At 70.9% G+C, this 23,611-nt stretch carries 16 protein-coding genes, 1 other RNA gene and 1 pseudogene; 7 read left to right on the plus strand and 11 right to left on the minus strand.

Annotation, left to right across the window (positions count from 1 at the left end):
* Window positions 1-39: 39 nt before the first annotated feature.
* Window positions 40-1,071: an adenosine deaminase gene (locus AWQ68_RS00595; protein ID WP_218006734.1), complete on the plus strand. Its 1,032-nt coding sequence runs from the start codon at window positions 40-42 to the stop codon at window positions 1,069-1,071.
* A 115-nt stretch (window positions 1,072-1,186) separates the two neighbouring features.
* Here AWQ68_RS00595 and AWQ68_RS00600 read toward each other — a convergent pair whose 3' ends face one another.
* Window positions 1,187-1,969, minus strand: coding sequence for an alpha/beta fold hydrolase (locus AWQ68_RS00600; protein ID WP_066932882.1), 783 nt, complete (start codon window positions 1,967-1,969; stop codon window positions 1,187-1,189).
* Between the two features lie 152 nt (window positions 1,970-2,121).
* On the opposite strand from AWQ68_RS00600, the gene AWQ68_RS00605 reads away from it, so the two are divergent.
* The gene (locus tag AWQ68_RS00605; protein ID WP_084463523.1) at window positions 2,122-3,021 is read left to right on the plus strand and encodes a helix-turn-helix transcriptional regulator; all 900 of its coding nucleotides are present in this window, start codon (window positions 2,122-2,124) and stop codon (window positions 3,019-3,021) included.
* Between the two features lie 223 nt (window positions 3,022-3,244).
* On the opposite strand, the gene ssrA is transcribed toward AWQ68_RS00605, so the two are convergent.
* From ssrA to ftsE, 5 genes are all read right to left on the minus strand, one after another.
* Window positions 3,245-3,630, minus strand: a transfer-messenger RNA (tmRNA) gene (gene ssrA / locus AWQ68_RS00610).
* Window positions 3,631-3,936: 306 nt separating this feature from the next.
* Complete coding sequence (locus AWQ68_RS00615; RefSeq protein WP_084463524.1) at window positions 3,937-5,820, minus strand: penicillin-binding transpeptidase domain-containing protein; 1,884 nt, start codon at window positions 5,818-5,820, stop codon at window positions 3,937-3,939.
* A 3-nt stretch (window positions 5,821-5,823) separates the two neighbouring features.
* The gene (gene smpB, locus AWQ68_RS00620) at window positions 5,824-6,306 is read right to left on the minus strand and encodes an SsrA-binding protein SmpB (protein WP_066932885.1); all 483 of its coding nucleotides are present in this window, start codon (window positions 6,304-6,306) and stop codon (window positions 5,824-5,826) included.
* Between the two features lie 61 nt (window positions 6,307-6,367).
* Window positions 6,368-7,267, minus strand: a complete 900-nt coding sequence (gene ftsX, locus AWQ68_RS00625; protein ID WP_066932888.1) for a permease-like cell division protein FtsX — start codon at window positions 7,265-7,267, stop codon at window positions 6,368-6,370.
* 74 nt (window positions 7,268-7,341) lie between these two features.
* On the minus strand, window positions 7,342-8,031 hold the full coding sequence (gene ftsE / locus AWQ68_RS00630; protein WP_061253481.1) for a cell division ATP-binding protein FtsE: 690 nt from the start codon (window positions 8,029-8,031) through the stop codon (window positions 7,342-7,344).
* A gap of 179 nt (window positions 8,032-8,210) precedes the next feature.
* On the opposite strand from ftsE, the gene AWQ68_RS00635 reads away from it, so the two are divergent.
* Entirely contained in the window at window positions 8,211-8,393 is a 183-nt protein-coding gene (locus tag AWQ68_RS00635; RefSeq protein ID WP_066932890.1) for an RING finger protein, read from the plus strand.
* A gap of 381 nt (window positions 8,394-8,774) precedes the next feature.
* Here AWQ68_RS00635 and prfB read toward each other — a convergent pair whose 3' ends face one another.
* Entirely contained in the window at window positions 8,775-9,884 is a 1,110-nt protein-coding gene (gene prfB, locus AWQ68_RS00640) for a peptide chain release factor 2 (RefSeq protein ID WP_066932893.1), read from the minus strand.
* Between the two features lie 122 nt (window positions 9,885-10,006).
* Between prfB and AWQ68_RS00650 the strand changes: the two genes are divergently transcribed.
* On the plus strand, window positions 10,007-11,065 hold the full coding sequence (locus tag AWQ68_RS00650) for a DUF8094 domain-containing protein (RefSeq protein WP_157544732.1): 1,059 nt from the start codon (window positions 10,007-10,009) through the stop codon (window positions 11,063-11,065).
* Window positions 11,066-11,083: 18 nt separating this feature from the next.
* On the opposite strand, the gene AWQ68_RS00655 is transcribed toward AWQ68_RS00650, so the two are convergent.
* Window positions 11,084-16,051, minus strand: coding sequence for an NAD-glutamate dehydrogenase (locus AWQ68_RS00655; RefSeq protein WP_084463525.1), 4,968 nt, complete (start codon window positions 16,049-16,051; stop codon window positions 11,084-11,086).
* A gap of 496 nt (window positions 16,052-16,547) precedes the next feature.
* Here AWQ68_RS00655 and AWQ68_RS00660 point away from each other — a divergent pair, with 496 nt between their 5' ends.
* The gene (locus AWQ68_RS00660; RefSeq protein WP_174554063.1) at window positions 16,548-18,023 is read left to right on the plus strand and encodes an FAD-binding oxidoreductase; all 1,476 of its coding nucleotides are present in this window, start codon (window positions 16,548-16,550) and stop codon (window positions 18,021-18,023) included.
* Window positions 18,024-18,032: 9 nt separating this feature from the next.
* On the opposite strand, the gene AWQ68_RS00665 is transcribed toward AWQ68_RS00660, so the two are convergent.
* Window positions 18,033-18,836, minus strand: coding sequence for an ABC transporter permease (locus AWQ68_RS00665; protein ID WP_066932902.1), 804 nt, complete (start codon window positions 18,834-18,836; stop codon window positions 18,033-18,035).
* Window positions 18,837-18,907: 71 nt separating this feature from the next.
* A pseudogene (locus AWQ68_RS00670) lies at window positions 18,908-19,552 on the minus strand (ABC transporter ATP-binding protein); the annotation flags it as partial.
* Between the two features lie 169 nt (window positions 19,553-19,721).
* On the opposite strand from AWQ68_RS00670, the gene AWQ68_RS44090 reads away from it, so the two are divergent.
* Together AWQ68_RS44090 and AWQ68_RS00680 are read left to right on the plus strand one after the other, a co-directional pair.
* Window positions 19,722-20,921: a sensor histidine kinase gene (locus AWQ68_RS44090; RefSeq protein WP_218006735.1), complete on the plus strand. Its 1,200-nt coding sequence runs from the start codon at window positions 19,722-19,724 to the stop codon at window positions 20,919-20,921.
* Window positions 20,918-21,595, plus strand: coding sequence for a response regulator (locus AWQ68_RS00680; RefSeq protein ID WP_084463527.1), 678 nt, complete (start codon window positions 20,918-20,920; stop codon window positions 21,593-21,595). Before AWQ68_RS44090 ends, AWQ68_RS00680 begins: the two co-directional genes overlap by 4 nt.
* Window positions 21,596-21,631: 36 nt before the next feature.
* Here the strand turns inward: AWQ68_RS00680 and AWQ68_RS00685 are convergent, their stop codons facing one another.
* Window positions 21,632-23,560: an acetoacetate--CoA ligase gene (locus AWQ68_RS00685; protein WP_066932905.1), complete on the minus strand. Its 1,929-nt coding sequence runs from the start codon at window positions 23,558-23,560 to the stop codon at window positions 21,632-21,634.
* Between the last annotated feature and the right edge of the window lie 51 nt (window positions 23,561-23,611).

Genomic DNA, 23,611 nt, shown 5'->3' on the forward strand with positions numbered 1-23,611 from the left:
GCTTGGTACGGGGTCGGCGACCGTTGTTACGGTCATCCGGTGATCGCTCCCGACCTCACCGAATTCATCGCCGGGCTGCCCAAGGCCGAGCTGCACGTGCACCACGTGGGCTCCGCGTCGCCCCAGATCGTGGCCGAGCTGGCCGCGCGCCACGAGGGCTCAACTCCCGTCCCGGCCGACCCCGACCTCCTCGCCGACTACTTCGTCTTCCGCGACTTCGCCCACTTCATCGAGGTGTACCTGGCCGTCGTCGACCTGATCAGGGACCCCGAGGACGTCTGGTCGCTCTTCCACGGCGTCGGCCGCGACCTCGCCGCGCAGCGGGTCAGGTACGCCGAGCTCACCGTCACGCCGCACCTGCACCTCTCCCGGGGGTTCGCCGCCGCCGAGTTCTGCGAGGTGATCGAGGACGCCCGGCGCGCGGTCGAGCGCGACTACGGCACGATCCTCCGCTGGTGCTTCGACATCCCCGGCGAGGACGGCGTGCACGGCGCCGACCAGACCCTCAAGGTGGCCCTGGAGCAGCGGCCGGACGGCCTGATCAGCTTCGGCCTCGGCGGGCCGGAGATCGGCGTGTCCCGCGCCCAGTTCGCGCCGCACTTCGCCGCGGCCCGCGCCGCCGGGCTCCACTCCGTCCCGCACGCGGGCGAGACGACCGGGGCGGCGACGGTCTGGGACGCGATCCGCGAGCTGAAGGCCGAGCGGATCGGGCACGGCGTGCACAGCGTCGAAGACCCAGCGCTGCTCGACCACCTCGCCTCCGAGGGGATCGTCTTGGAGGTCTGCCCCACGTCGAACGTGCGGACCCGGGCCGTCGCCGACCTGGCCGAGCACCCGCTCGCCACCCTGGTCAAGGCGGGCGTGCCCGTGACCATCAACTCCGACGACCCGCCCATGTTCGGCACCACCCTGAACAACGAGTACGCGGTGGCCGCGGAGCTGCTCGGGCTCGACCGGGACGGCGTGGCCGACCTGGCCCGCAACGGCGTACGCGCGTCGTTCCTCACCTTCGAGGGCAAGAACGCCCTGCTCGCCGAGATCGACGCGTACGCGGCGGGCGTCGGCGCCTGAAAACAGGCCGAGGGGCGGTCGTCGCGTCGGCGATGTCCACCGACGCGACCGCCCCTCGCGGCTCCTGCCCTGGGTTCCGCACAAAGACGCGCGGGACAGCCGGCGGACGCGGAGATCACTGCGGGCGCAGGACGAACTCGGCCACCAGCCGGACCCACTCCTCCGGACGTTCCAGCAGCACGACGTGCCCGCTGTCGATCTCGGCGTACTCGCTCCCCGCGATCGCCGCGTGCAGCTCCCTGGAGTTCTCCACCGGCACGGTGAGGTCCCGGCCGCACCCGATGACCAGGGTGCGCGCCTGGATCTTCGGCAGCAGGTCCCGGACGTCCACCCGCAGGTTCAGGTCGATCTGGCGCAGCCGCTCCCGGTTCGGCCGCAGGTTCGGCACCAGCCCCTCCACCCCGTCCGGGCCCAGCGCGTTCAGGAACTCCCGGCTGAACCCGGTGAGGGTGGAGAACCGGCCGAACGCGTCGGCGTCGTCCGCGATCCGCCGCCACACGGTCATGAGATTCCGCAGGTACTCGTCGCCCGGACCGGCCCACCCGGCCACCAGCACCAGACTCCGTACCAGCTCGGGCCGGGTGGCCGCGAAGGCGGCGGCCACCGGCGCCCCCAGGGAGAACCCGACCAGATCGACCGGACCGGTCCCGGCGTCCCCGATCACCACGTCGAGCTGCCCGGTCAGCGCCTCCACGGTCAGGTCCCCGCCGTCGTCCTCGGCCGGGTCGCTGCCCGACAGATCGGGCGTGATCACCGTACGGGCGTCGGTGAACCGGTCCGCCACCCCGTCCCAGGTGATCCCCGCCCCCGGCCCCGTGCCGTGCACGAGCACCAGCCCAGGACCCGACCCCTTCATCCCGTACGGCACCAGCGCGTCGTCCACCCGCACACTCGGCATGATGATTCCTTCCTCATCCGTCATCGGTCGACCGGTGTTCCGGTCGCCCCACGAGGAGGCTGCCCGAGCCCGCCGGCGTTGAGGAGCGGAGCGCTTTGCCTAGGACCGACGGTCCGTGGTTATGGTCAGCGTGAGCTGCCAGAATTCCCGACATGGCGATGAATCGCGACGAACTCGCCGATTTCCTCCGTCGATCCCGCGAACGGCTCCGGCCAGAGGAGGTCGGACTCCCGTCAGGGCCCCGGCGGCGCACCCCCGGACTGCGCCGGGAGGAGGTCTCCCGGCTCGCCGGCATGTCGGCGGACTACTACATGCGGCTGGAGCAGGCCCGCGGCCCGCAGCCGTCGGTCCAGATGCTCGCCGCGCTCTCGCGGGCGCTGCGGCTGGACGAGGACGGACGCGACCACCTCTACCTGCTCGCCGGGCACCGCCCGCCCGCCGGCCGCCAGGCCGGATCACACGTACGGCCCGGCCTGCTGTTCCTGCTCGACCGGCTGTCCGACACCCCGGCCCAGATCCTCAGCGACCTCGGCGACCTGCTCGCGCAGAACACGCTGGCCGAGGCCCTTTTCGGCTGCGTGTGCTCCGTCAGTCCGCCGGACCGCAACATCGTGTGGCGCTGGTTCACCGACCCCGTGGTCCGGGCCGCTTATCCGGAGGACGAGCAGGAGCACTACAGCCGGGTCCACGTCGCCGACCTGCGCGCGGCCTTCACCCGGCGTGGCGGCGACGCCCCCGCACGGGCCCTGGTCGCCCGGTTGCGCGCCGCGAGCCCCGAGTTCGCCGAGCTGTGGGACCGGCACGAGGTCGCGGTACGGCGCGGCAGCCGGATGCGCGTCCTGCACCCGGAGATCGGCTTGCTCGAACTGGACTGCGAGACCCTGCTCACCCCCTCGGAGGACCAGCGGGTGCTGGTGTTCACCCCGCCGCCGGGCACGGCCGGGCTGGACCACCTGCGGCTGCTCGGGCTGCTCGGCCACGACAGTTTCGTCCGCGCACGCCCCGGCCCCGGCCTCGGACCGGCCGCGCTCGACGCCGCCGCAGGGGCCTGAGAACGCGCCGAGGGGCGGCCCCGTCGGTGATGTCCACCGACGCGACCGCCCCTCGCGGCTCCTGCCCTGGGTTCCAGGTCCCGGACAAAACAACGACCCGCGGAAGACGACTACCAAACCGTCGACCACGGGTCTGCATTCGGAGGTTCCAGGGGGTCGACCCCCTGGGTAAAAACAACGACCCGCGGAAGACGGCTGCAAAGCCGTCGACCACGGGTCTCCCAAGTGGAGGTGGCGGGAATCGAACCCGCGTCCTTCAACACCAAGACAGGGCTTCTCCGGGTGCAGCCTGTTACGTTTTTCTCAGCCCCGGCAATCTCACAGGCGAGTCGCCGACGGGCTCAGTCACTGTTTGGTTTCCCGATCGACCCCGTGACCGGGTCGCTCGGTTGAGCCTCCTAGCGATGTCAGATCCGGGCCGGAGGCGGTCCCGGGCTGACAGAGGTCTCTCGCTGCTTAGGCGGCGAGGGCCAGGGAGCCCTGGCTGACCTCAGTGCGCGTGTTATTGGCACTTATTGGTTTGCGGTCACAGTGTTAACGAGGTTATGTCCGCAGTCCTCGACCCGCTTCCCCTGACTTGCAATGTCGAAGTCGAAACCGGTCACCCCCTGTTGAGTTGTCAACCCGGCCCCCGCGGGGATCGGCATCGCAACCATACATGCCCAACACTGGGCACGCGAACCCAATTCCCGATCAGCCGGCGGGGATGACGAAGCCCCCGGAGGCGCGCCATCACGCACGCCCCCGGGGGCCGACCGGCAGGGTCGAGCCGGTCCGGACGGCAGGGCTCCCCCCGAGATGGAGCCCTGGTCTCATCACGGTGACTGAGTCCGCAACCCCCCAAGCGGTGCTCAGTCACTTAGACAGACGCCTCCGGAGGCCCGGATGGTTGCTCGCCTCTCAGATTTTTTTCTGTCAGAGCTTCTTCGGGTCCGCCTGGCGGAAGAATCGCCCCGCCACCGTCGCCGCTGCGGAGGCGTCGGTGCTCTCCGCCACCACGGCGACCGCGATGTCGCCCTGCCAGCCGACGAACCACGACAGGTCGCGCCGCTGCTTCTTCACGACGTAGCCGATGCCGGCCGCCACGCCGTACACGGGGTCGCCGGGAGCGGTGGCGGCGTGGGCCGCCCCGGAGGTCACCCCGGCGCGCATGAGCGTGCGGATCTTCTCGACGACCGTGGGGTCGAGCGGTACGGGGGCGGGCGGCGCGGCCGGGGCCACCTCCGCGGTGGGGTCCGGCGAGGACGGCGAGGTGACCAGCACCGGCGGGCGCCAGGTGCCCGACTTGACCGCCCCGGCGACGAGCGCCATGGTCAGCGGGCTCACCCGCACGGTCTGCCCCGCGATGAGCTTCGCGGTGGCGGCGTCGCTCGCCGGGTTCGGCAGGGCGCCGCTGAACGAGGCGAGCGGGAGCTCCCACGGGCTGCCGATGCCGTACTTCTCCGCGCTCGCGACGACCGCGTCACCCGTGACCCGCCGGGCCAGGGACGCCAGCGCCGTCACACAGCCGCGTGCGAAGTCGGTCGCGAACGTCGGGGTGGTCCCTCCGGTGTATCCGGCGTGCTGGAACCGCGCCCCGGCCACCGAACGGTCCGCGCTGCACGGCACCTTCTGCTTGGCGTCGAAGCCGTTCTTGAGCAGCGCGTCGGCGGCGATGATCGAGAAGGTGGTGCCGGCGGGGAACTTCCCGGCCAGGGCGTCCTTCTGCTGGCTCATCCCCTGAGTGGAGACCGCGCGGATCTCGCCGGTGGACGCCTGGAGCGCCACCAGCGCGACCTGCTGCGACGCGGCGACGGCGCTGTCCCCCGCGGCCTGCAGGCCGGAGTCGATCGTCGTACGGACCGAGGTGTTCGCCCGGCCCGGCCACGCCTTGAGCTCCTTGACCTGCTTGCCCGAGGAGTCGAGGATCACGACCTTGGTCTCGGTGGAGCCGGTGAGCTGGTCCTGGTAGGCCTTCTGCAGGCCGTCCCGGCCCACGGTGTCGCCGGCCCGCTGCGGGCCGCCGAGCTGCTGCTCCGCCTCCGGGGTGATCGCGGCGACGCGGCCGACGATGTCCTTGGGCGACTTGGGCGCCACCGGCAGGCTGTCCGTCACGATCGAGATGCCCTTGATGGCCTTCAGCTTGTCCTTGACCTGGCTGAAGGTTCTGCCACCGAACGTCGCGAGCGGCACGAACGACTGCGGCGGCGACGACAGGATGCGGCTGAGCAGGCGGTCCTCCGCGAACCCGGTCACCTGGGACAGCTGCGCGCACAGCGCCGTCTTGTCCGCGATCTTGTCGGGATAGACGCCCGCGACGTAGCGGAGCGTCTCGTCCTGCAGCGACTCGCCCGCCCGGTCGAGGATCGGCTGCCGCGCCAGCGGCTCAACGTCCACGGCGAACCGTTCCCCGGCGTGCAGCTCGGGGTGGATCACGCTCGGCGACCACTGGATCTTCCACTGGCCGTCCACCTGGTGGAGCGGCAGCGTGCTGTCGTACTCCCACAGCGGGTTGTTCTCACCGAGATCCACCTCGGCGTGGTACTCGGCCTTCGCGCTGTCGCCGTCACGCTTCACGCCCTTGAGCGAGAACCGGAACGACGCGGCGTCGAGTTGGACGCCGACGTCCTCCAGGGCCCGCCGTACGACGGCCGGGTCGCCGTCGGCCCTGCGGGCCGCGCCCGCGTAGTCCCCACTCTGCCAGCCCACGAGGAAGTCTCGTACGGCGTCGAGCGGGGACGGCTCCTCGAAACAGGCGGTCAGCATGGGCACGGCCAGCCCCAGGGCCAGCGCCGCCCGTACGGCTTTCGCGGCGGACACGGCCTAGCGGCCCCCCCGACGCCGGACGGCGTTGGACATCGCCCGCGCCATCTCGCGGCTGGCCTGCTTCTCCATCAGGGTCTGCCGCTTGTCGTAGTCCTTCTTACCGCGCGCGACGCCGATCTCGACCTTGGCCTTGCCGTCCTTGAAGTACAGGGAGAGAGGGACCAGGGTCAGGCCGCGCTCCTTGAGGATCTGCAGAATCTTGCCGATCTCCTTGCGGTGCAGCAGCAGCTTGCGGGTGCGCCGCGCGGCATGGTTGGTCCACGTGCCCTGGCTGTACTCAGGGATGTACGCGTTGATCAGCCATGCCTCACCGCCGTCGACGGTCGCGTAGCCGTCGGTGAGATTGGCCTTTCCGGCCCGGAGGGACTTGACCTCCGTGCCGGTGAGGACGAGCCCGGCCTCGTACGTGTCCTCGATGAAGTAGTCGTGCCGGGCACGCTTGTTCTGAGCGATGAGCTTGCGCCCGATCTCACGTGGCATATAGGGAGCCTACCGGCGGCCGGAGCCTCGAACGGCGCGGAAGAGCGCGACCATGGCCCCGTCACACCTTCAGATAACGACGCAGGGTCACGAAGGACGCCAGGAGACAGATCACCACACCCACGACCATGGTCAGCGTGATCACTCCGGCGAGCGTGTTCCAGCTCAGCGGCGCGGTCATGTACATCTGGATCTGGTCGAAGATCAGGATCTTCGTGACGATCAGCAGAACCGCGGCGAGAACACCGCCGATCAGGCCGGCGATGACGCCTTCCATGACGAACGGAAGCTGGATGTAGACGTTCGAGGCACCGACCAGCCGCATGATGCCGGTCTCTCTCCGGCGGTTGTACGCCGAGAGCCGGACCGTGTTGCCGATCAGCAGGGTCGCCGCGAGCACCATCAGGATGGCGATGGCGAGGGCCATGTTGCGGAGCTTCCCCATGAAGCCGAAGACCGAGTCGAGGATCTGCCGCTGGTTCACGATGTTGGAGACGCCCGGCTGGCCCTTCAGGCTCTGCTCGACCGCCGACGCCTTGTCCGGGTCCTTGAGCTTCACCCGGAAGGACTCGGGCAGGTCCTCCGGCTTGAGCACCGAGAGCAGGATGCTGTTGCCCCCGGAATCCTGGAAGTTCTTGTACGCCGCGTTCTGGTCCTCGTAGTCGACCTTCTGGACGTCGGGCATGGCCTCGATCGTCTGCTTCAGCTTGGTCTTCTGGTCCGGGGTGATCGCGCCCTTGTTCTTGCAGGCGGGGAACGCGTCGTTCTTCCCACAGAGGAAGACCGAGAGCTCGACCTTGTCCATCCAGAAGTTGGTCAGGGACGAGACCTGGGAGTTGATCATCAGTCCGATGCCGAGCAGCCCCATGCCGACCGCGACGGTCACGACGACCGCGATGGTCATCGTGAGGTTTCGGCGGAGGCCGATCCAGACCTCGGAGAAGATGAAATTGGCCCGCATGCTCCCCGTTACTCCAAACTGACTACGCGGCGCCCAGGCGGCGCCTGGCGCCGCCCCGGACCGCCACTCGTGGGCTAGTACGCCTGGCCGTACACCCCGCGCGACTGGTCACGGACGATCTTGCCGTCCTCCAGCTCGACCACACGCTTCCGCATGGAGTCGACGATGGCCGCGTCGTGCGTGGCCATCAGCACGGTGGTGCCGGTCCTGTTGATGCGGTCGAGCACCTTCATGATGCCGATGCTCGTCGCCGGGTCGATGTTCCCGGTCGGCTCGTCGGCAAGGAGGATCATAGGACGGTTCACGAACGCGCGAGCCATGGCGACCCGCTGCTGCTCACCACCCGACAGCTCCTCCGGCATGCGGTGGGCCTTGCCCTCCAGGCCGACCAGCTCGATGACCTCGGGGACCACCTTGCGGATGAACCGGCGGGGCTTCCCGATGACCTCGAGGGCGAACGCCACGTTCTCGTAGACGTTCTTCTTGGGCAGCAACCGGAAGTCCTGGAAGACACATCCGATGCGGCGCCGCAGGTGCGGCACCTTGAAATTCGAGAGCTTCGCGAGGTCCTTGCCGGCGACATGGATCGCACCGGAATTTGGCCGCTCCTCCTTGAGGACCAGCCTGAGGAAGGTCGACTTCCCCGATCCCGACGGACCCACGAGGAACACGAACTCGCCCTTGTCGACATCCACGCTCACGTGGTCGAGGGCGGGCCGGTTCTGGTTCGCGTAGACCTTGGTGACATTATCGAAATGGATCACGAGCGCATCACGGCATGCCAGTCTAGGGGTTGGGACAACCAGCCCGGGGGGCGCCGGTCTCTTTGCGAAGGATCGACGTTCCGATTGGCCGAAGGCCAGTCTAGGGGTAACACTGACACGGAACGTCCATAACGGAAACAAAACGATTAGGGTCTGGCTGGCGGGAAGGAAGAGCTGCCATGAGCTGTGAACATCTGATCTGCGCCGCGTGCGCCGGCCCTGTCGTCGAGGGACGCTGCCCGGTGTGCCGCGCGGGCCGGGCCAAGGTCCACCACCACGGCTTCCTCGGGCTATCGCCCATGGTCATCGCCCTGACGGTGATCCTCGCCCTGGCCCTGCTCGCGCTCAAACACGTGGGCTGAGCTACGGCGTTTATTTGCGCTCGCTCCGCTCGCGCGGGCTCGGGGCGCTGTGTTCATTGCGCTCGCTCCGCTCGCGCGGCTCAGGCCGCCCAAAGGCGATGTCTTCCCTCGTCACTCGGAGTCGCTCGTCCCTCGCTCCCCACTCGCTCCTCAGTCCAGACACCGCCGCGTCCGTGTCTATTTGCGCTCGCTCCGCTCGCGCGGGCTCGGGCCGCCCAAAGGCGATGTCTTCCCTCGTCGCTCGGAGTCGCTCGTCCCTCGCTCCCCACTCGCTCCTCAGTCCAGACACCGCCGCGCCCCTCGCGTGATGGTTCGGCGCCGTAAGGATTGATGGCGCTCGCCGGTGGCGAGGGGCGCAGAGAAGGAGAGAAGGGCCGGGGACTACTCGTTTTCCTGGCGGCGCATCCAGCGGATCTCGCCCTCGATGAACTCGTCGAGATCGCCGTCCAGCACGGCGGTCGGGTTGCCGGCCTCGACGCCCGTGCGCAGGTCCTTGACGATCTGGTACGGGTGCAGGACGTAGTTGCGGATCTGGGTGCCCCAGGAGGTCGTGCTCTCACCGCGGAGCTCGTTCATCGCGGCGGCCTCCTCCTGGCGCTTGCGCTCCAGCAGCTTGGCCTGCAGGACCGCCATGGCGGTCGCTCGGTTCTGCAACTGCGAGCGCTCGTTCTGGCAGGAGACCACGATGCCGGTGGGCAGGTGGGTGATGCGGACCGCCGAGTCCGTGGTGTTGACGCCCTGACCACCCGGCCCGGAGGAGCGGTAGACATCGACGCGGATGTCGTCCTCGTTGATGTCGATGTGGTCGGTCTGCTCGACGACGGGCACCACGTCCACGCCCGCGAAGGACGTCTGGCGGCGGCCCTGGTTGTCGAACGGGCTGATCCGGACCAGGCGGTGGGTGCCGTGCTCGCCGCGCAGGGTGCCGTACGCGTAGGGCGCCTTGACGGTGAACGTGGCCGACTTGATGCCGGCCTCCTCGGCGTACGACGTCTCGTAGACCTCGGTCGAGTAACCCTTGCGCTCGGCCCAGCGCAGGTACATGCGGAGGAGCATCTGCGCCCAGTCGGCGGCGTCCACGCCGCCCGCCTGCGAGTTGATCGTGACGAGCGCCTCGCGGGAGTCGTACTCGCCGGACAGCAGCGTGCGCACTTCCAGGGCGCCGACGTCCGACTTGAGCGCGGCGAGCTCCCTCTCGGCCTCGGCGAGCGCCTCGTCGTCGCCTTCCTCGGCGGCGAGCTCGAACATGACCGGCAGGTCGTCCAGGCGCCGGGCCAGGCCCTGCACCCGGTTGACCTCGCCCTGCAGGTGAGAGAGCTTGCTGGTGACCCGCTGCGCCTGCTCCACGTCGTTCCACAGGTCAGGCGCGGCAGCCTGCTCCTCCAGCTCGGCGATCTGCTTGTGCAGGGCGTCGAGGTCGAGCACGTCCTGAATGCCCTTCAGGGTGCCGGTAAGCTCGTTGATCTCTTCGGCTGGATCGATGACTGCCACGTCTGTAAAGGGTACGCGAACACGGGACCCTGTTGAGTACGGCGCCTTGGCTACGATGTGGCCGGGATGTGGCCCCTCATGCGGCCGCTGTCAGCGTGCCGGGTGCGCGAGAGGAGGCCACGGTGGACGGAGCCGCACGCGTGCTCGCCTCCGCCTGCCGTCCGGCGCTCGCGCTCGCCCTGGCCGCCACCGCCGCCTGCTCGGCGGCCGCGCCGGCCCCCTCACCCAGCCCGGTCGCCGCCACCGCGAGCGCGTCGCCCTCGGCGAGCCGCCCGCCGGCCTCGCCCGCCGTGACGCTGGCGGAGGCCCGCAGCGCGCTGGACACCTTCCTCGCGACCGACGACGTCGTACGCGCCGGCCGGGCGCAGCGCTGGACGCTCCAGCTCTATCGGGACGGCCAGCGCCCGATCACGATCGCCCAGTTCCACTCCTCCGGCGGGAAGCCGCCCCGCTACACCTGGGGCAAACGCACCCTGCTGGTGCCCCGGCTGCCCGCCAAGGCGTCCCACCAGTGGTTCGCCGCGACCGCGGAGCGCCGGGACTCCTCCGGGCAGGTCAGGACCGCCCTGCTGACGTTCGTACGGCAGAACGCCGAGTCGGCGTGGCAGAACAGCTTCCAATCCCTGCTGTACAAGGACGAGAAGGCCCCCGAGGTGGCCCTCGACGCGGACGGCTACGCCGCCCCCCTCGAGTCCCGCGACCAGAGTGTGGCGATCAGCCCGAACCTGATGGGCCCGCTGCACGCCACGATCGCCGAGGAGGGCAAGGACGGCTTCGCCTCCGGCCTGATCGCACCCGGCCCACAGACCACCGGGTACGCCACCGATATCAAGAACCGGCGGGAGAAGGCGCGCCAGGCCGACTGCATGAACTTCGACTCGCTGTTCGCCGCGGCAGTGGACTACCCGGTCTTCGCGCTGCGCACGAAGGACGGCGGCGGCCTCATCCTCTACACGCTGCTCCGGACGAGCACGTGGTCACCCGTGCTGAGCTGCGGGTACGGCCGGCCGCTCGCCATACCGAAGGACGCCCGCTGGGACCTGAGCAACCCGGTGGTGCGCAGGGAGCGGCGGATCATCGAGACGCAGCAGTACGCGAGCGCGGTGCCGCCCAGGAGCTCCACCGCGCCCGCGCACGTCATCGGGTACGACGGCCGGGTGACCAAGGCCACGACCCGCTGACCTCGGTCACCCCGCGCCTCACTCGTCCGTGTGCGGCAGGTTGCTGGACGTGACCAGGGTGCGCACCGCCCGCAGCGCCACCGACAGGGTGGCGAGGTCGAAGTGGTCGCTCTCCCAGATCTCGGACAGCGTCTGCCTGGCCCGTCCGACGGCCGCCTCGTTCGCCTCCGACCAGCGGGCCAGCCGCTCCTCGGGGGACAGCCCCGACTCGCTGCGCAGCAGCACCTCCCTGGTGAGGGTGGCGTGCGCGGCGTACAGGTCGTCGCGGAGCGCGGAACGCGCCATCGAGTTCCACCGGTTGTCCCGGGGCAGCGCGATGACCCGCTCCCTGAGCCGGGCGAGCTGCAGGCGGTCGGCCAGGTCGAAGTACACCTCGGCGACCTCGTGCAGCGGCAGCCCGGTCAGCGCGGCGATCTCGACCAGGTCGAACGTGGAGTACGCGGGCACCATCGCGGCGACCCGCTCGGCCAGCTCGTCCGGCACACCGCGCGCCACGAAGCCGTCCCTGCGCTCCTCGTACGCGGCCAGGTCGAGGCCGGTGAGCAGCTTGGGCAGGTGCGGCAGCAGCGCGCTCGCGCCGTCGGCGAAGAACCGGGCGGTCGTCGCGAGGTCGAGCGGCGGCCTCCGGTTGCCGAGCAGCCAGCGGGTGCCGCGCTCGGACAGCTTGCGCCCTTCGAGCAGCATCGCGATCCGGGTCGCGGTGTCCACCTCGTTGTCCAGCGCCTCGACCTGGCTGGTGAGGCTCGGCAGGTCGAAGACCTCGCGGGCGACGAGGTAGGCCCGGACGATGTCCGGCGTGGACGCGCCGGTCTCCTCGCCGAAACGGAACACGAAGCTCGTCCCGCCGAAGTTGACCACGTCGTTCACGACCCGTGTCGTGATGATCTCCCGGCGGAGCGGGTGCGCGTCCATGGAGCCCTGGTACCGGTCCTGCAGCGCGGACGGGAAGTACGACACCAGCCACGGAGCGAGGTAGGGGTCGTCGGGCAGGTCGGAGGCGAGCAGCTCGGCGTCCGCCACGAGCTTGGTGTAGGCGAGCAGCACCGAGAACTCGGGCTGGGTGAGCCCGAGGCCGGCCTGCCGCCGCTCGGCCAGGACCTTGTCCGAGGGGAGGTGCTCCAGATCGCGGTTGACCAGCCCGGCTCGCTCCAGCTTCCGCAGGTAGCGAGCGTGGATGTGCAGCATGTCGGGCGCCTGGGCGCGGGCCGCGGCGAGCACGACGTTCTGCGCGTAGTTGTCGCGCAGCACCAGCTCGCCGACCTCGCCGGTCATGTCCAGGAAGAGCTCGTCGCGCTGCCGGTCGGCCAGATCGCCCTCGCGGACGGCCTGGTCGAGCAGGATCTTGATGTTCACCTCGTGGTCCGAGGTGTCCACACCGGCGGAGTTGTCGATGAAGTCGGTGTTGATCAACCCGCCGTTCAGGGCGAACTCGATCCGGCCGAGCTGGGTGAAGCCGAGGTTGCCGCCCTCGCCGACGACCTTGCAGCGCAGGTCGGCGCCGTTGACGCGCAGGCCGTCGTTGGCCTTGTCGCCGACGTCCGCGTGGCTCTCCGACGCGGCCTTGACGTACGTGCCGATGCCGCCGTTCCAGAGGAGGTCGACGGGGGCCCTGAGTATCGCGCTGATCAGCTCGTTGGGCGCGAGGGCGGTGACGCCCTCGGGGATGCCCAGCACGACCCGCATCTGCGGCGAGATCGGGATCGACTTGGCGGTGCGCGGCCAGACGCCGCCGCCCGCCGAGATCAGCGAGGAGTCGTAGTCGGCCCAGGAGCTGCGCGGCAGCCCGAACAGCCGGCGGCGCTCGACGTAGCTCGTCGCCGAGTCGGGCGACGGGTCCACGAAGACGTGCCGGTGGTCGAAGGCCGCCACCAGCCGGATGTGCTCCGACAGGAGCATGCCGTTGCCGAAGACGTCGCCCGACATGTCGCCGACGCCGACGACGGTGAAGTCGGTGGTCTGGACGTCCACGCCCAGGCCCCGGAAGTGGTACTTGACCGACTCCCAGGCGCCCCGCGCGGTGATGCCCATGGCCTTGTGGTCGTAGCCCACGGAGCCGCCGGAGGCGAAAGCGTCGCCGAGCCAGAAGCCGTACTCCTTGGCCACCCCGTTGGCGATGTCGGAGAACGACGCGGTGCCCTTGTCGGCGGCGACCACGAGGTAGGTGTCGTCGCCGTCGTGCCGCACGACGTCCGGCGGCGGGACGACCTCGCCGTTCACCAGGTTGTCGGTGATGTCCAGCAGGCCGGAGATGAACTGCCGGTAGCAGGCGATGCCCTCGGCCAGCACCTCGTCCCTGCCGCCCGCGGGCGGGTGCTTCACGACGAACCCGCCCTTGGACCCGGTGGGCACGATGACGGTGTTCTTCACCATCTGGGCCTTGACCAGGCCGAGGATCTCGGTGCGGAAGTCCTCCATGCGGTCGGACCAGCGCAGGCCGCCGCGGGCGACCTTCCCGAACCTGAGGTGGACGCCCTCGACACGCGGCGAGTAGACGAAGATCTCGTACTTGGGGCGCGGCAGCGGCAGCACGCTGATCGCGTGCGGGTCGAACTTGAGCGAGATGTACGGCTTGCGCCCGCCGCCCTCGGCCCTCTGGTAGAAGTTCGTCCGCAGGGTGGCCGCGATCATCTCCCGGTAGGCCCGCAGGATGCGGTCCTCGTCGAGCGAGGCGACCTCGTCGAGGGAGGCGAGGATCTCCTCATTGAGCGCGTCGCACAGCTCCGACCGGACCTCCTCCGAACGCCCGGGCGCGAGCCGCGCCTCGAAGAACCGCACGAGCAGCCGGGCCAGCCGGACGTTGCCGAGCAGCACCTTCTCGATGTAGTCCTGGCTGAACGTGGTGCCCGCCTGGCGCAGGTACTTGGCGTACGCGCGCAGGATCTCGGCCTGCTCCCAGGTGAGGCCGCCGGCCAGCACGAGCGCGTTGAAGCCGTCGTTCTCGACCTCGCCGCGCCACAGGGCCGCGAAGGCGTCGTGGAACAGCCGCTTGACGTCGTTCCTGTCGACCTCGCCCGAGGGGGTGTAGCGCAGGCCGAAGTCGTAGATCCAGGCGTCCTTGACCGCGTCGCCGTCCCGCCTGATCTCGTACGGCCGCTCGTCCACGACCTCGACGCCCATGCGCTGCAGCAGCGGCAGGGCGTGCGACAGCGAGATGTGCGCGCCGATCCGGTAGATCTTGAAACGCCGCTCGCCCTCGGCCGCGCCGTACGGCTCGTAGAGGTTCATCCCGATGTCGCCGGTCTCGTCCTCGCGAAGCTCCTCCAGCCGCTTCAGGTCGGTGACGGCGGTACGTGCCGGGAAGTCGGCCTTGTAGCCCTCAGGGAAGGCGTTGGTGTACCGGGAGACGAGGGCGGGGCTCTCCTCGGGGGAGCACAGCCCGGTGATGGCGTCGACCAGGTCCTCGTCCCAGGAACGGGTGGCGGCGGCGAGCCGCGCCTCCAGCTCCTCGACGTCGACCGGCACCTCGGCCAGCGACTTGCCGCGCTCGCCGCGGATCACCACGTGCAGGCGGGCCAGCGGCTGCTCGCCGATCATGGTGCTGTAGTCGAGCGAGGAGCCGCCGAGCGTCTTGAGCAGGATCTCCTGCATCCGGAGCCGGATCTTGGTGGTGTACCGGTCGCGGGGGAGGTAGATCAGGCAGGAGATGTAGCGGCCGTAGTCGTCCCTGCGCAGGAACAGCTTGACCTGCTTGCGCTCGCGCAGCCGGAGCACGCCGAGCGCGATCGGCAGCAGCTCGTCCGCCGGGATCTGGAAGAGCTCGGCCCGGGGGTAGGTCTCCAGGATCTCCTTCAGATCCTGACCGTCGTGGCTGTCGGCGGGCAGCTCGACCCGGTCGAGCACGTCGGCGAGCTTGCGCCCCAGCACGGGGATCCGCGTGATCGACTCGTTGTACGCGTCGTGGGTGAACAGGCCGAGGAAGCGGCGCTCGCCGATCACCTCGCCCTGCGGCGAGAAGAGCTTGACGCCGATGTAGTCGAGGTAGGCCGGGCGGTGCACGGTGGCGCGGCTGTTGGCCTTGGTGACGATCATGAGCTGCTTCTCGCGGGCCTTGGCGCGCACCTTTGGCGGCAGCGCGGCGAAGCTCTCCGAGCCCGCTTTGTCGGCGCGCAGGATGCCGAGGCCGGTGCCGGGGATGGCGCGCAGCGCGTCGCCCTCCTCCGTCTGCTCCAGGCGGTACTCGCGGGAGCCGAGGAAGATGAAGTGGTCGTCGGCCAGCCAGCGGAGCAGCTCGACGCCGTCCGCGATCTCGGCGGCGGCGAGCGGCGGCGGGTCGGCGGCGACGTCCTCCGCCGTGTTGACGGCCAGCGCCCGCATCTTGGGGAAGTCCTCGCCGGCCTGGCGGACGTCCTGCAGGACCCGCTGCAGGTCGGACTCCAGCTCCTTGAGCGCGGCGGGGTCGGTCTGCCGGTCGATCTCGATGTGCATCCACGACTCGGGCAGGACCTGGCCGGCGGCCTCGTCCTGGCCGGAGCCGAGCATCGCGCCGGCCATGTCCCGGCGGACGCGCATCTGCGGGTGGACGAGGAGGTGGATGCCGATGTGGTGCCGGTCGAGCTCCATCATCACCGAGTCGACCAGGAACGACATGTCGTCGGTGACGATCTGGATCACGGAGTGGCCGGGGTCCCAGCCACACTCGTCCATGGTCGGTGTGTAGGCGCTGACCAGCGCCCTGCCCTGGGGCCGGTTCCGGGCGAGGTCCCGGTGGGCCATGGCCGGGCCGTACACGTCCACGGGGTCGCGGTCGGCCAGGTCCTCAAGGGGGACGAGGCGATAGTAGTCACGGAGGAAGGCGAGGATGTCCCCGCCCGAGGAGGCTTCCGGGGCGGGTGCGCACTTCTCGGCGGCGGCGCGGAGCAGTCTGTCCAGCGCCTCCTCCGGTTCGCGCCCCGTCCGAGTTCCGTCAGGTTCCGGCTCCGTCTGGGCCGATTCCGATCCGCGCGCCGTTCCCGGTTCGCGCCGGCTCCCCGCCGTCTCGAGCGGCATCTCGCTACTCACTCCTTTGTGAGGTACTGGATATTCGTTGCGGTCCTGGTGGTACTGCCCCATGACAAGGCGATCGGTCCGCGAAAGGGGGAATCATGTGTGGTCGGCACCCGCTGTCGGGATTCCGATGACCTCAGCGGAGGGTCCATGACCTCGTGATAAGAGGCGGACCGGTCACGCCGGAAGAGGACGGTACGACCAGCATCCCACAGCGCGGGGCGCAGCCCCCGCGACGCGACCGACGCGTCCCCGACATGTCATCTCTCCTCAGGTGCCCGTCTCGTCCCCCGATCCCCATTGACCGGGGGCTCCACGCCACCCACGTTCCCGATACCACCTCAGAACGCCACACACGTCAACTCAGCCGCCGCCGGTCGGATTCCATACGGTGCCGGGATTTCACGCGAGCCGATACGGCGCGGTGACCGGAATGTGACCAAACCATCATCGGTCTCGGGACGTCTCACGAGGGAGATCAAACCTCGGGGAGTGAACCATGATCGATCGGCGTGCCTTCCTCCGCGTGTCGGCGCTGGCGGGAACGGCGCTCGCGTCGGGCGCGGCCCTCGCCTCCGGCACGCCCGCGTGGGCCGGTCCGCGCCCGGCGGACTGGTCGGCGCTCGGCCGCGGGCTCGGCGGGCGGCTCATCCGCCCCGGCGACGCCTCCTACGACTCCGCGCGCAAGGTGTTCAACACCGCGTTCGACGGGACGCGTCCGGCCGCCGTGGCGTACTGCCGGACGGCGGCGGACGTGACCGAGTGCCTGGCCTTCGCCCGCAAGTACGGCGTGGCGGTGACCTCGAGGTCGGGCGGCCACAGCTACGCGGGCTGGTCCACCGGCCCCGGGCTGGTCGTCGACGTGTCGCCGATGAACGCGGTCAGCTACTCGGGCGGCCGGGCGACGGTCGGCGCGGGCGCCCGACTGGTGGATGTCTACTCCCGGCTCGGCGCGCACGGCGTGAGCATCCCCGCCGGGTCCTGCCCGACGGTCGGCGTCGCCGGGCTGACGCTGGGCGGCGGCATCGGCGTGGTCTCCCGCAAGTACGGCCTGACCTGTGACGTGCTGGAGTCGGCGCGGATCGTGACCGCCGACGGGCGGGTCGTCACCTGCTCCGCCACCGAGCACCCCGACCTCTACTGGGCGTCGCGGGGAGGCGGCGGGGGCAACTTCGGCGTGGCGACGTCCTTCACGTTCCGGACCCACGCCACCCGCGACGTCACCGTGTTCTTCCTGCACTGGCCGTGGAAGAAGGCGGCCGCGGCCGTCCGGGCCTGGCAGGCGTGGGCGCCGTACGCGCCGGACGCGATGTGGTCCAACCTGCACCTCAACCACGACCCCTCGCTCGACGTGCAGATCGGCGGGCTCTACGTGGGCGACCGGGCGGGCTGCGAGCGCCTGCTCGCCGATCTCGTCCGGCGGGTGGGGTCGGACCCGTCCAGCCGGTGGATCTCCCCCTCGTCGTACGGCCACGCCATGATGATCATGGCGGGCTGCTCGACGATGACGGTGTCGCAGTGTCACCGCCCCGGCTCTCTGCCGGGCCAGACCTCGGACGGCCGGCTGGTGCGCGACGCGTTCTCCGCCAAGTCACACATGGCGTACGCGCCCCTGCCGGCGGCGGGGATCACCGCGCTGCTCGGGCAGGTGGCCGCCTCCGGGCGGCACTCCGTGCTGCTCGACGCCCTCGGCGGCGCGGTCGGCCGGATCGCGCCCGACGGGACCGCGTTCCCGCACCGCCGGGCCCTGTTCAGCGTGCAGTACTACGCCCATCAGGCCGGGGGCGCCGCCTGGACCAGGGCGACGCACGCGGCGATGCGCCCCCACTTCGGCGACCACGCGTACGTGAACTACATCGACCCCGAGCTGACGGGCTGGCGGCGGCAGTACTACGGGGCCAACGCCGAGCGGCTGGCCCGGGTCAAGGCCGCCTACGACCCGGACCGCCTGTTCCGCCTCCCCCAGGGTGTCTGAGAGGTCCGGTCACGCGTCACGGCGGCGGAACAGCACCGCCGCCACGGCGAGGGGCGCCACGACGTACGCCGCGAGCGCGACCGCCGCCCAGGCGGGCGGCAGGACGGGGATCCGGGCCCACGGCCCGACCACCACCTCCTCGGACCGCCACCCCAGCGAGCCCGCGATCTGGTCCGGCAGGTTGGGCAGCATGACCGCCGACAAACGCGTCCCCCAGGGCGCGGGCAGGTAGGTGATCCCGGCCGGGATCACGAACAGCAGCGCGACGACCGACACGATGGCCCCGGCCGTGGACCGCGTCGCCACCCCGAAGGCCAGCCCGACCATCGCGCACACCGCCACGGAGAGCCCCAGCAGGAGGAGCTGCGGCGCCTGCTGGGCGACCGACGCGCCGTGGTCGGGGATGGGCCGGTCGCCGACGAGCGCCCGGGTGACGAGGAAGGTCGCGAACACGGCCGCCTGACCGGCCGCCAGCGCGACGGCGGCCACCGCCGCCGCCTTGGCCGCCAGCAGCGTGCCCCGCGCGGGCACGGCGACGAGGCTGGACCTGATGGTGCCGTGCGCGTACTCCGAGGTGATCGTCAGCACGCCCAGCACGCCCAGGGCGAGCTGGACCATCGGCAGCATGTACTCCTCCATCGGGATCACGCGGAACTTCTCCCGCCGATCCAGGGGCAGCCCGTCGAACGCCGCCATCCCCTGCCAGACGAACAGGGCGCCGATGACCACCGCGAGGGCGACCACCGCGAGGACGACGTACGTCGAGCGGACCGAGCGGATCTTCAGCCATTCCGACGACAGGGAGGCGATCATCGGGCCGCTCCGTGCTCCACGCTGCCCGCGGTCAGCCGCAGGTAGGCGTCCTCCAGCGACTCGCCGTCGGGCACGAGGTCGCGCATGTGGCAGTCCGCGATCAGCCGCCCCCGGCCGATGATCACGAGGTGGTCGGCGGTGAGCGCCATCTCGCTCATCAGGTGGCTGGACAGCAGCACGGTGCGCCCCTCGGCGGCGAGCGAGCGCATCAGCTCGCGGATCCAGCGCACGCCCTCCGGGTCCAGGCCGTTGACCGGCTCGTCCAGCATCAGCACGGCGGGGTCGCCGAGCAGCGCGGCGGCGATCCCGAGGCGCTGCTTCATGCCGAGGGAGAACGTCCCGGCCCGCTTTCTGGCCACGCCCGCCAGCCCGACCGACTCCAGCAGCGCGGCCACCCGTCGCGGTCCGATCCCGTTCGTCCGGGCCAGCGTGAGCAGGTGGTCGTACGCGCTGCGCCCGGGATGCACCGCGCTCGCGTCGAGAAGCGCGCCCACCTGCTGGAGCGGGCGGCGCATCGCCGCGTAGCGCCGGCCGCCGATCAGCCCCTCCCCCGAGGTCGGCGCGTCGAGGCCGAGGACGATCCGCATGGTCGTCGACTTCCCGGCCCCGTTCGGGCCGAGGAATCCGGTGACCTGCCCCGGCCTCACCTGGAAGGACAGCCCGTCCACGGCGACGGTGCTCCCATAGCGCTTGACGAGGTCTCTCACTTCGATCATGTCCGTCACGATCCCGCGCGGTGTCCGTCCGGCACATCGCGCCGGGGCGGGATTTCCCGGGTCGGCCGCCGCTCCGACACCGTCGTACGGACCCGGCCGGGTGTCAGACCAGGGGATGACGGCCTCCGGGCGGAGGCGCGGCCGGAGCCCGGCGGGTACGGTCGGCCGGGTGAACGCTTCCCCGACGGAGAGCCCCGGGGGCGCCTCCGGGGACCGGTGGGCGCTCGTCGCCTTCGACTGCGCGGTCGCCCTCTGTTACACCTCCCTCGTGGTGGCGGTCACGCTCCAGTCGGACCGGGCGACTGGGGCGCCCACGTGGGCGCAGGCGCTGGTGCTCGCCGGCGTCGGCCTGCCGGTGGCGGTCCGGCGGCTGTGGCCGGTCGCGGTCCTTTCCACCGTCGTCACCATGTCACTGGCCGCGCTGCTGCTCGGCGTCCTGCGTGACCCGTTCCTCGCGGCCTGCTACGCGCTCTACGCCGTCGTGCTCGCCCGGCCGCCGCGCGGCAGGACCGCGACCTCGGTCGCCGGCGTGCTCACCGCGGCGGGCTTCACCGCGCTCCTCGCGTTCGGCCTGTCCCTCCCCGAGACGCCGTCGTGGTGGATGAACCGCCTCGGGTCCGTCCCGGTGAGCCTCGTGGCCATGGCCGGCACGCTGACGGTCGCCCGTGCCGTACGGGGACGCCGGTACTACGCCGCGCGCTGGGCCGAGCAGGTCGCCCAGCGAGCGGTGACCGAGGAGCGGCTGCGCATCGCGCGCGAGTTGCACGACGTCGTCGCGCACGGCATGAGCCTGATCGCGGTCAAGGCCGGCGTGGCCAACCACGTCGCCGAGGCACGCCCGGAGGAGGCCCGCGAGGCGCTGCGCGTCATCGAGACGGCGAGCCGCGACGCGCTCGCCGAGATGCGGCGCATGCTCGGCGTCCTGCGATCGGAACAGGAGCCGGACCCCGGCCGGGACGCGGAGGGCGCGTTCGGCCCGGCTCCCGGTCTCGCGGGGCTGCCCGCGCTGGCCGAGCGCGCGGGCATGGCGGGCGTCCGGGTGGAACTGGAGGTACGCGGCGCGGAGAGGCTGCCGGACGGCGTCGAGCTGTCGGTCTTCCGCATCGTCCAGGAGGCCCTCACCAACGTGGTGAAACACGCGGCCCCGGCCCGCTGCCGCGTACGGGTCGAGGCCGGCGCGCGCGAGGTGCGGGTCGAGGTGACCGACGACGGCCCCGGGAGGCGCACCCTCCCACCAGCTCCCGGGCACGGGCTCGTGGGGATGCGCGAGCGCGTCATGATGTACGGCGGAACGTTCGCCGCCGGACCGCGACCCGAGGGAGGCTTCGAGGTGTCCGCTCGCCTGCCGCTGACCGGGACGCCGCGGTGACCGCGGTCTCGGAGGGCCCGGTGCGCGTGCTCATCGCCGACGACCAGGCCCTGCTGCGCGGCAGCTTCCGCCTGCTGGTGGAGACCGCCCCCGGCCTGACCGTGGTCGGCGAGGCGGGCGACGGCGCGGAGGCGGTGGAGCTGGCCCGGCGCGAGCGTCCCGACATCGTCCTCATGGACATCCGGATGCCGGAGATGGACGGCATCGAGGCTACCCGCCGGATATGCGGCGCGGCGGAGACCGCCGGGACGCGGGTGATCATCCTCACCACGTTCGACCTCGACGCCTACGTCTACGGCGCGCTCCGCGCGGGCGCGAGCGGCTTCCTGCTGAAGGACACGCCGCCGTCGGGCCTGCTGGCCGCCATCGACGTGGTCGCCTCCGGCGACGCGCTCCTCGCGCCGAGCGTGACCCGCCGCCTCATCGCCGAGTTCGCCCGTCGGCCGGAGCCCGCGCGCCGCCCCGCCTCCACGCTGGACGGGGTGACCGACCGCGAGCGCGAGGTGCTCACGCTGATCGCCCGCGGGCTGTCCAACACCGAGATCGCCGACCACCTGAGCGTCAGCATGGCCACGGTGAAGACGCACGTCGGCCGGCTGCTCGCCAAGCTGAACGCCCGCGACCGGGCCCAGCTCGTCATCGCCGCGTACGAGGCGGGCCTCAGGTCGCCGTGAACCCCCGAGCGGCCGGACGCCGCTCGGGGGGACGGCTCACGACTCCGGGACGAAGTGGGCGAGGACCTCCGGGTTGGCCATCGCGTCGCGGTTGGCGGCCTTCTCGACCGGGGTGCCGAGCAGGATCTTCCGTACCGGGACCTCCAGCTTCTTGCCGGAAAGGGTCCGCGGGATGCCGGGGACCCGGTGGAACTCGTCCGGCACGTGGCGGGGGGACAGCTCGCTGCGCAGCGCAGCGCGCAGCCGCGCGACCAGGTCCTCGGTCAGCTCCGCGCCCGGCGCGAGGGTGACGTAGAGCAGCAGCCGCCCGTCCTGGCCGAGCTGCCCGGTGTCGATCACCAGGCTGTCCTCGATCTCCTCGAACCGCTCGACGACCCGGTAGAACTCGCTGGTCCCCATGCGGACGCCGCCGCGGTTGAGGGTGGAGTCGGAGCGGCCGTAGATCACGCATCCGCCGTCCGGCAGGATCTTGATCCAGTCGCCGTGCCGCCAGATGCCCGGGTAGTCGGCGAAGTACGACTCGCGGTAGCGGTCGCCGGACGGGTCGTTCCAGAACATGACCGGCATGGACGGCATGGGCGTGGTCACCACCAGCTCGCCCACCTCGCCGACGACCGGGTTCCCGGCCGCGTCGAAGGACTCGACCCGGGCGCCCAGGCAGCGGCACGGGATCACACCCGCGCGGATCGGCAGCAGCGGCACCGCGCCCACGAAGCCGGTGCAGACGTCCGTGCCGCCGGAGAACGACCCGAGCTGCACGTCCGGCTTCACGTCCGAGTAGACCCACGCGAAGCCCTCGGGCGGCAGCGGCGACCCGGTCGAGCCGATCCCCCGCAGCCGCTCCAGCCCGGACGGCCGCAGGCCCGCCTTCATGGAGGCCACGATGTACGGCGCGCCGGTGCCGAAGTAGGTGACGCCCTCGCGCGCGGCCACCTCCCACAGCGCCCCGGTGTCCGGGTGGGCGGCGCTGCCGTCGTACAGGACGACGGTGGCGCCCACGAGGAGGCCGCCGATGAGGAAGTTCCACATCATCCAGCCGGTGGTGGTGTACCAGAAGAACACGTCGCCCTCGCCCAGGTCCTGGTGGAAGCTGAGCGCCTTGAGGTGTTCGAGCACGATGCCGCCGTGGCCGTGCACGATCGGCTTGGGCAGCCCGGTGGTGCCGGAGGAGTAGAGCACCCACAGCGGGTGGCCGAAAGGGACCCGCTCGAACGCGGGCTCGGCGACCTCGGCGCGGAGCGTCTCCCAGTCCAGCTCCTCGCCGGCGGCGACGTCCGCGCCGTCCTCGGCGGGAACCGAGGGGATCCACACCGTCGCGGCCAGGCCGGGCAGCTTGGCCGCGATGTCGCGTACGACGCCCGCCCGGCCGAACTGCTTGCCGTTGTAGCGGTAGCCGTCCACGGCGACGAGCACCTTCGGCTCGATCTGGGTGAACCGGTCGATGACGCTGGGCGCCCCGAAGTCGGGCGAGCAGGACGACCAGATGGCGCCCAGCGACGCCGTGGCCAGGAACGCGATCAGTGCTTCCGGAATGTTCGGCACATATCCGGCGACCCGGTCGCCGCACCCCACGCCGAGCCGGATCAGGCCCGCCCGGACCCGGCCCACCTCGGCGCGCAGCTCACCCAGCGTGTACGTCCGCCTGTTTCCGGATTCATCACGAAATATCACGGCAAGGCGGTCGGGGTCGCCGCGCAGCGCGTTCTCGGCGTAGTTGAGGGTCGTGCCCTCGAACCAGGTGACGTCGGGCATCGTCCCGCTGAGGACCGGCCCGTCACCCCGGTCGCCCACCACGGCGAAGTAGTCCCAGATCGACGTCCAGAACTCGGCCGGAGACTCGACCGACCAGCGCCATATGTCCTGGTAGTCACCCTCCCTGCCGAGCCACTCGGCGTAGCGGGTGATCTTTGCGTTGCGCACGACCTCCGCGGTGGGTTCCCACAGCAGAGCACCTTCCTCGACCATGCCCCCATCCTGACGAGGCAGGCCCGCCGTGTCACCATCTCCATCCACATA

This window comes from Microtetraspora fusca (assembly GCF_001570365.1).
GTDB classification, from domain to species: Bacteria; Actinomycetota; Actinomycetes; order Streptosporangiales; family Streptosporangiaceae; genus Microtetraspora; species Microtetraspora fusca.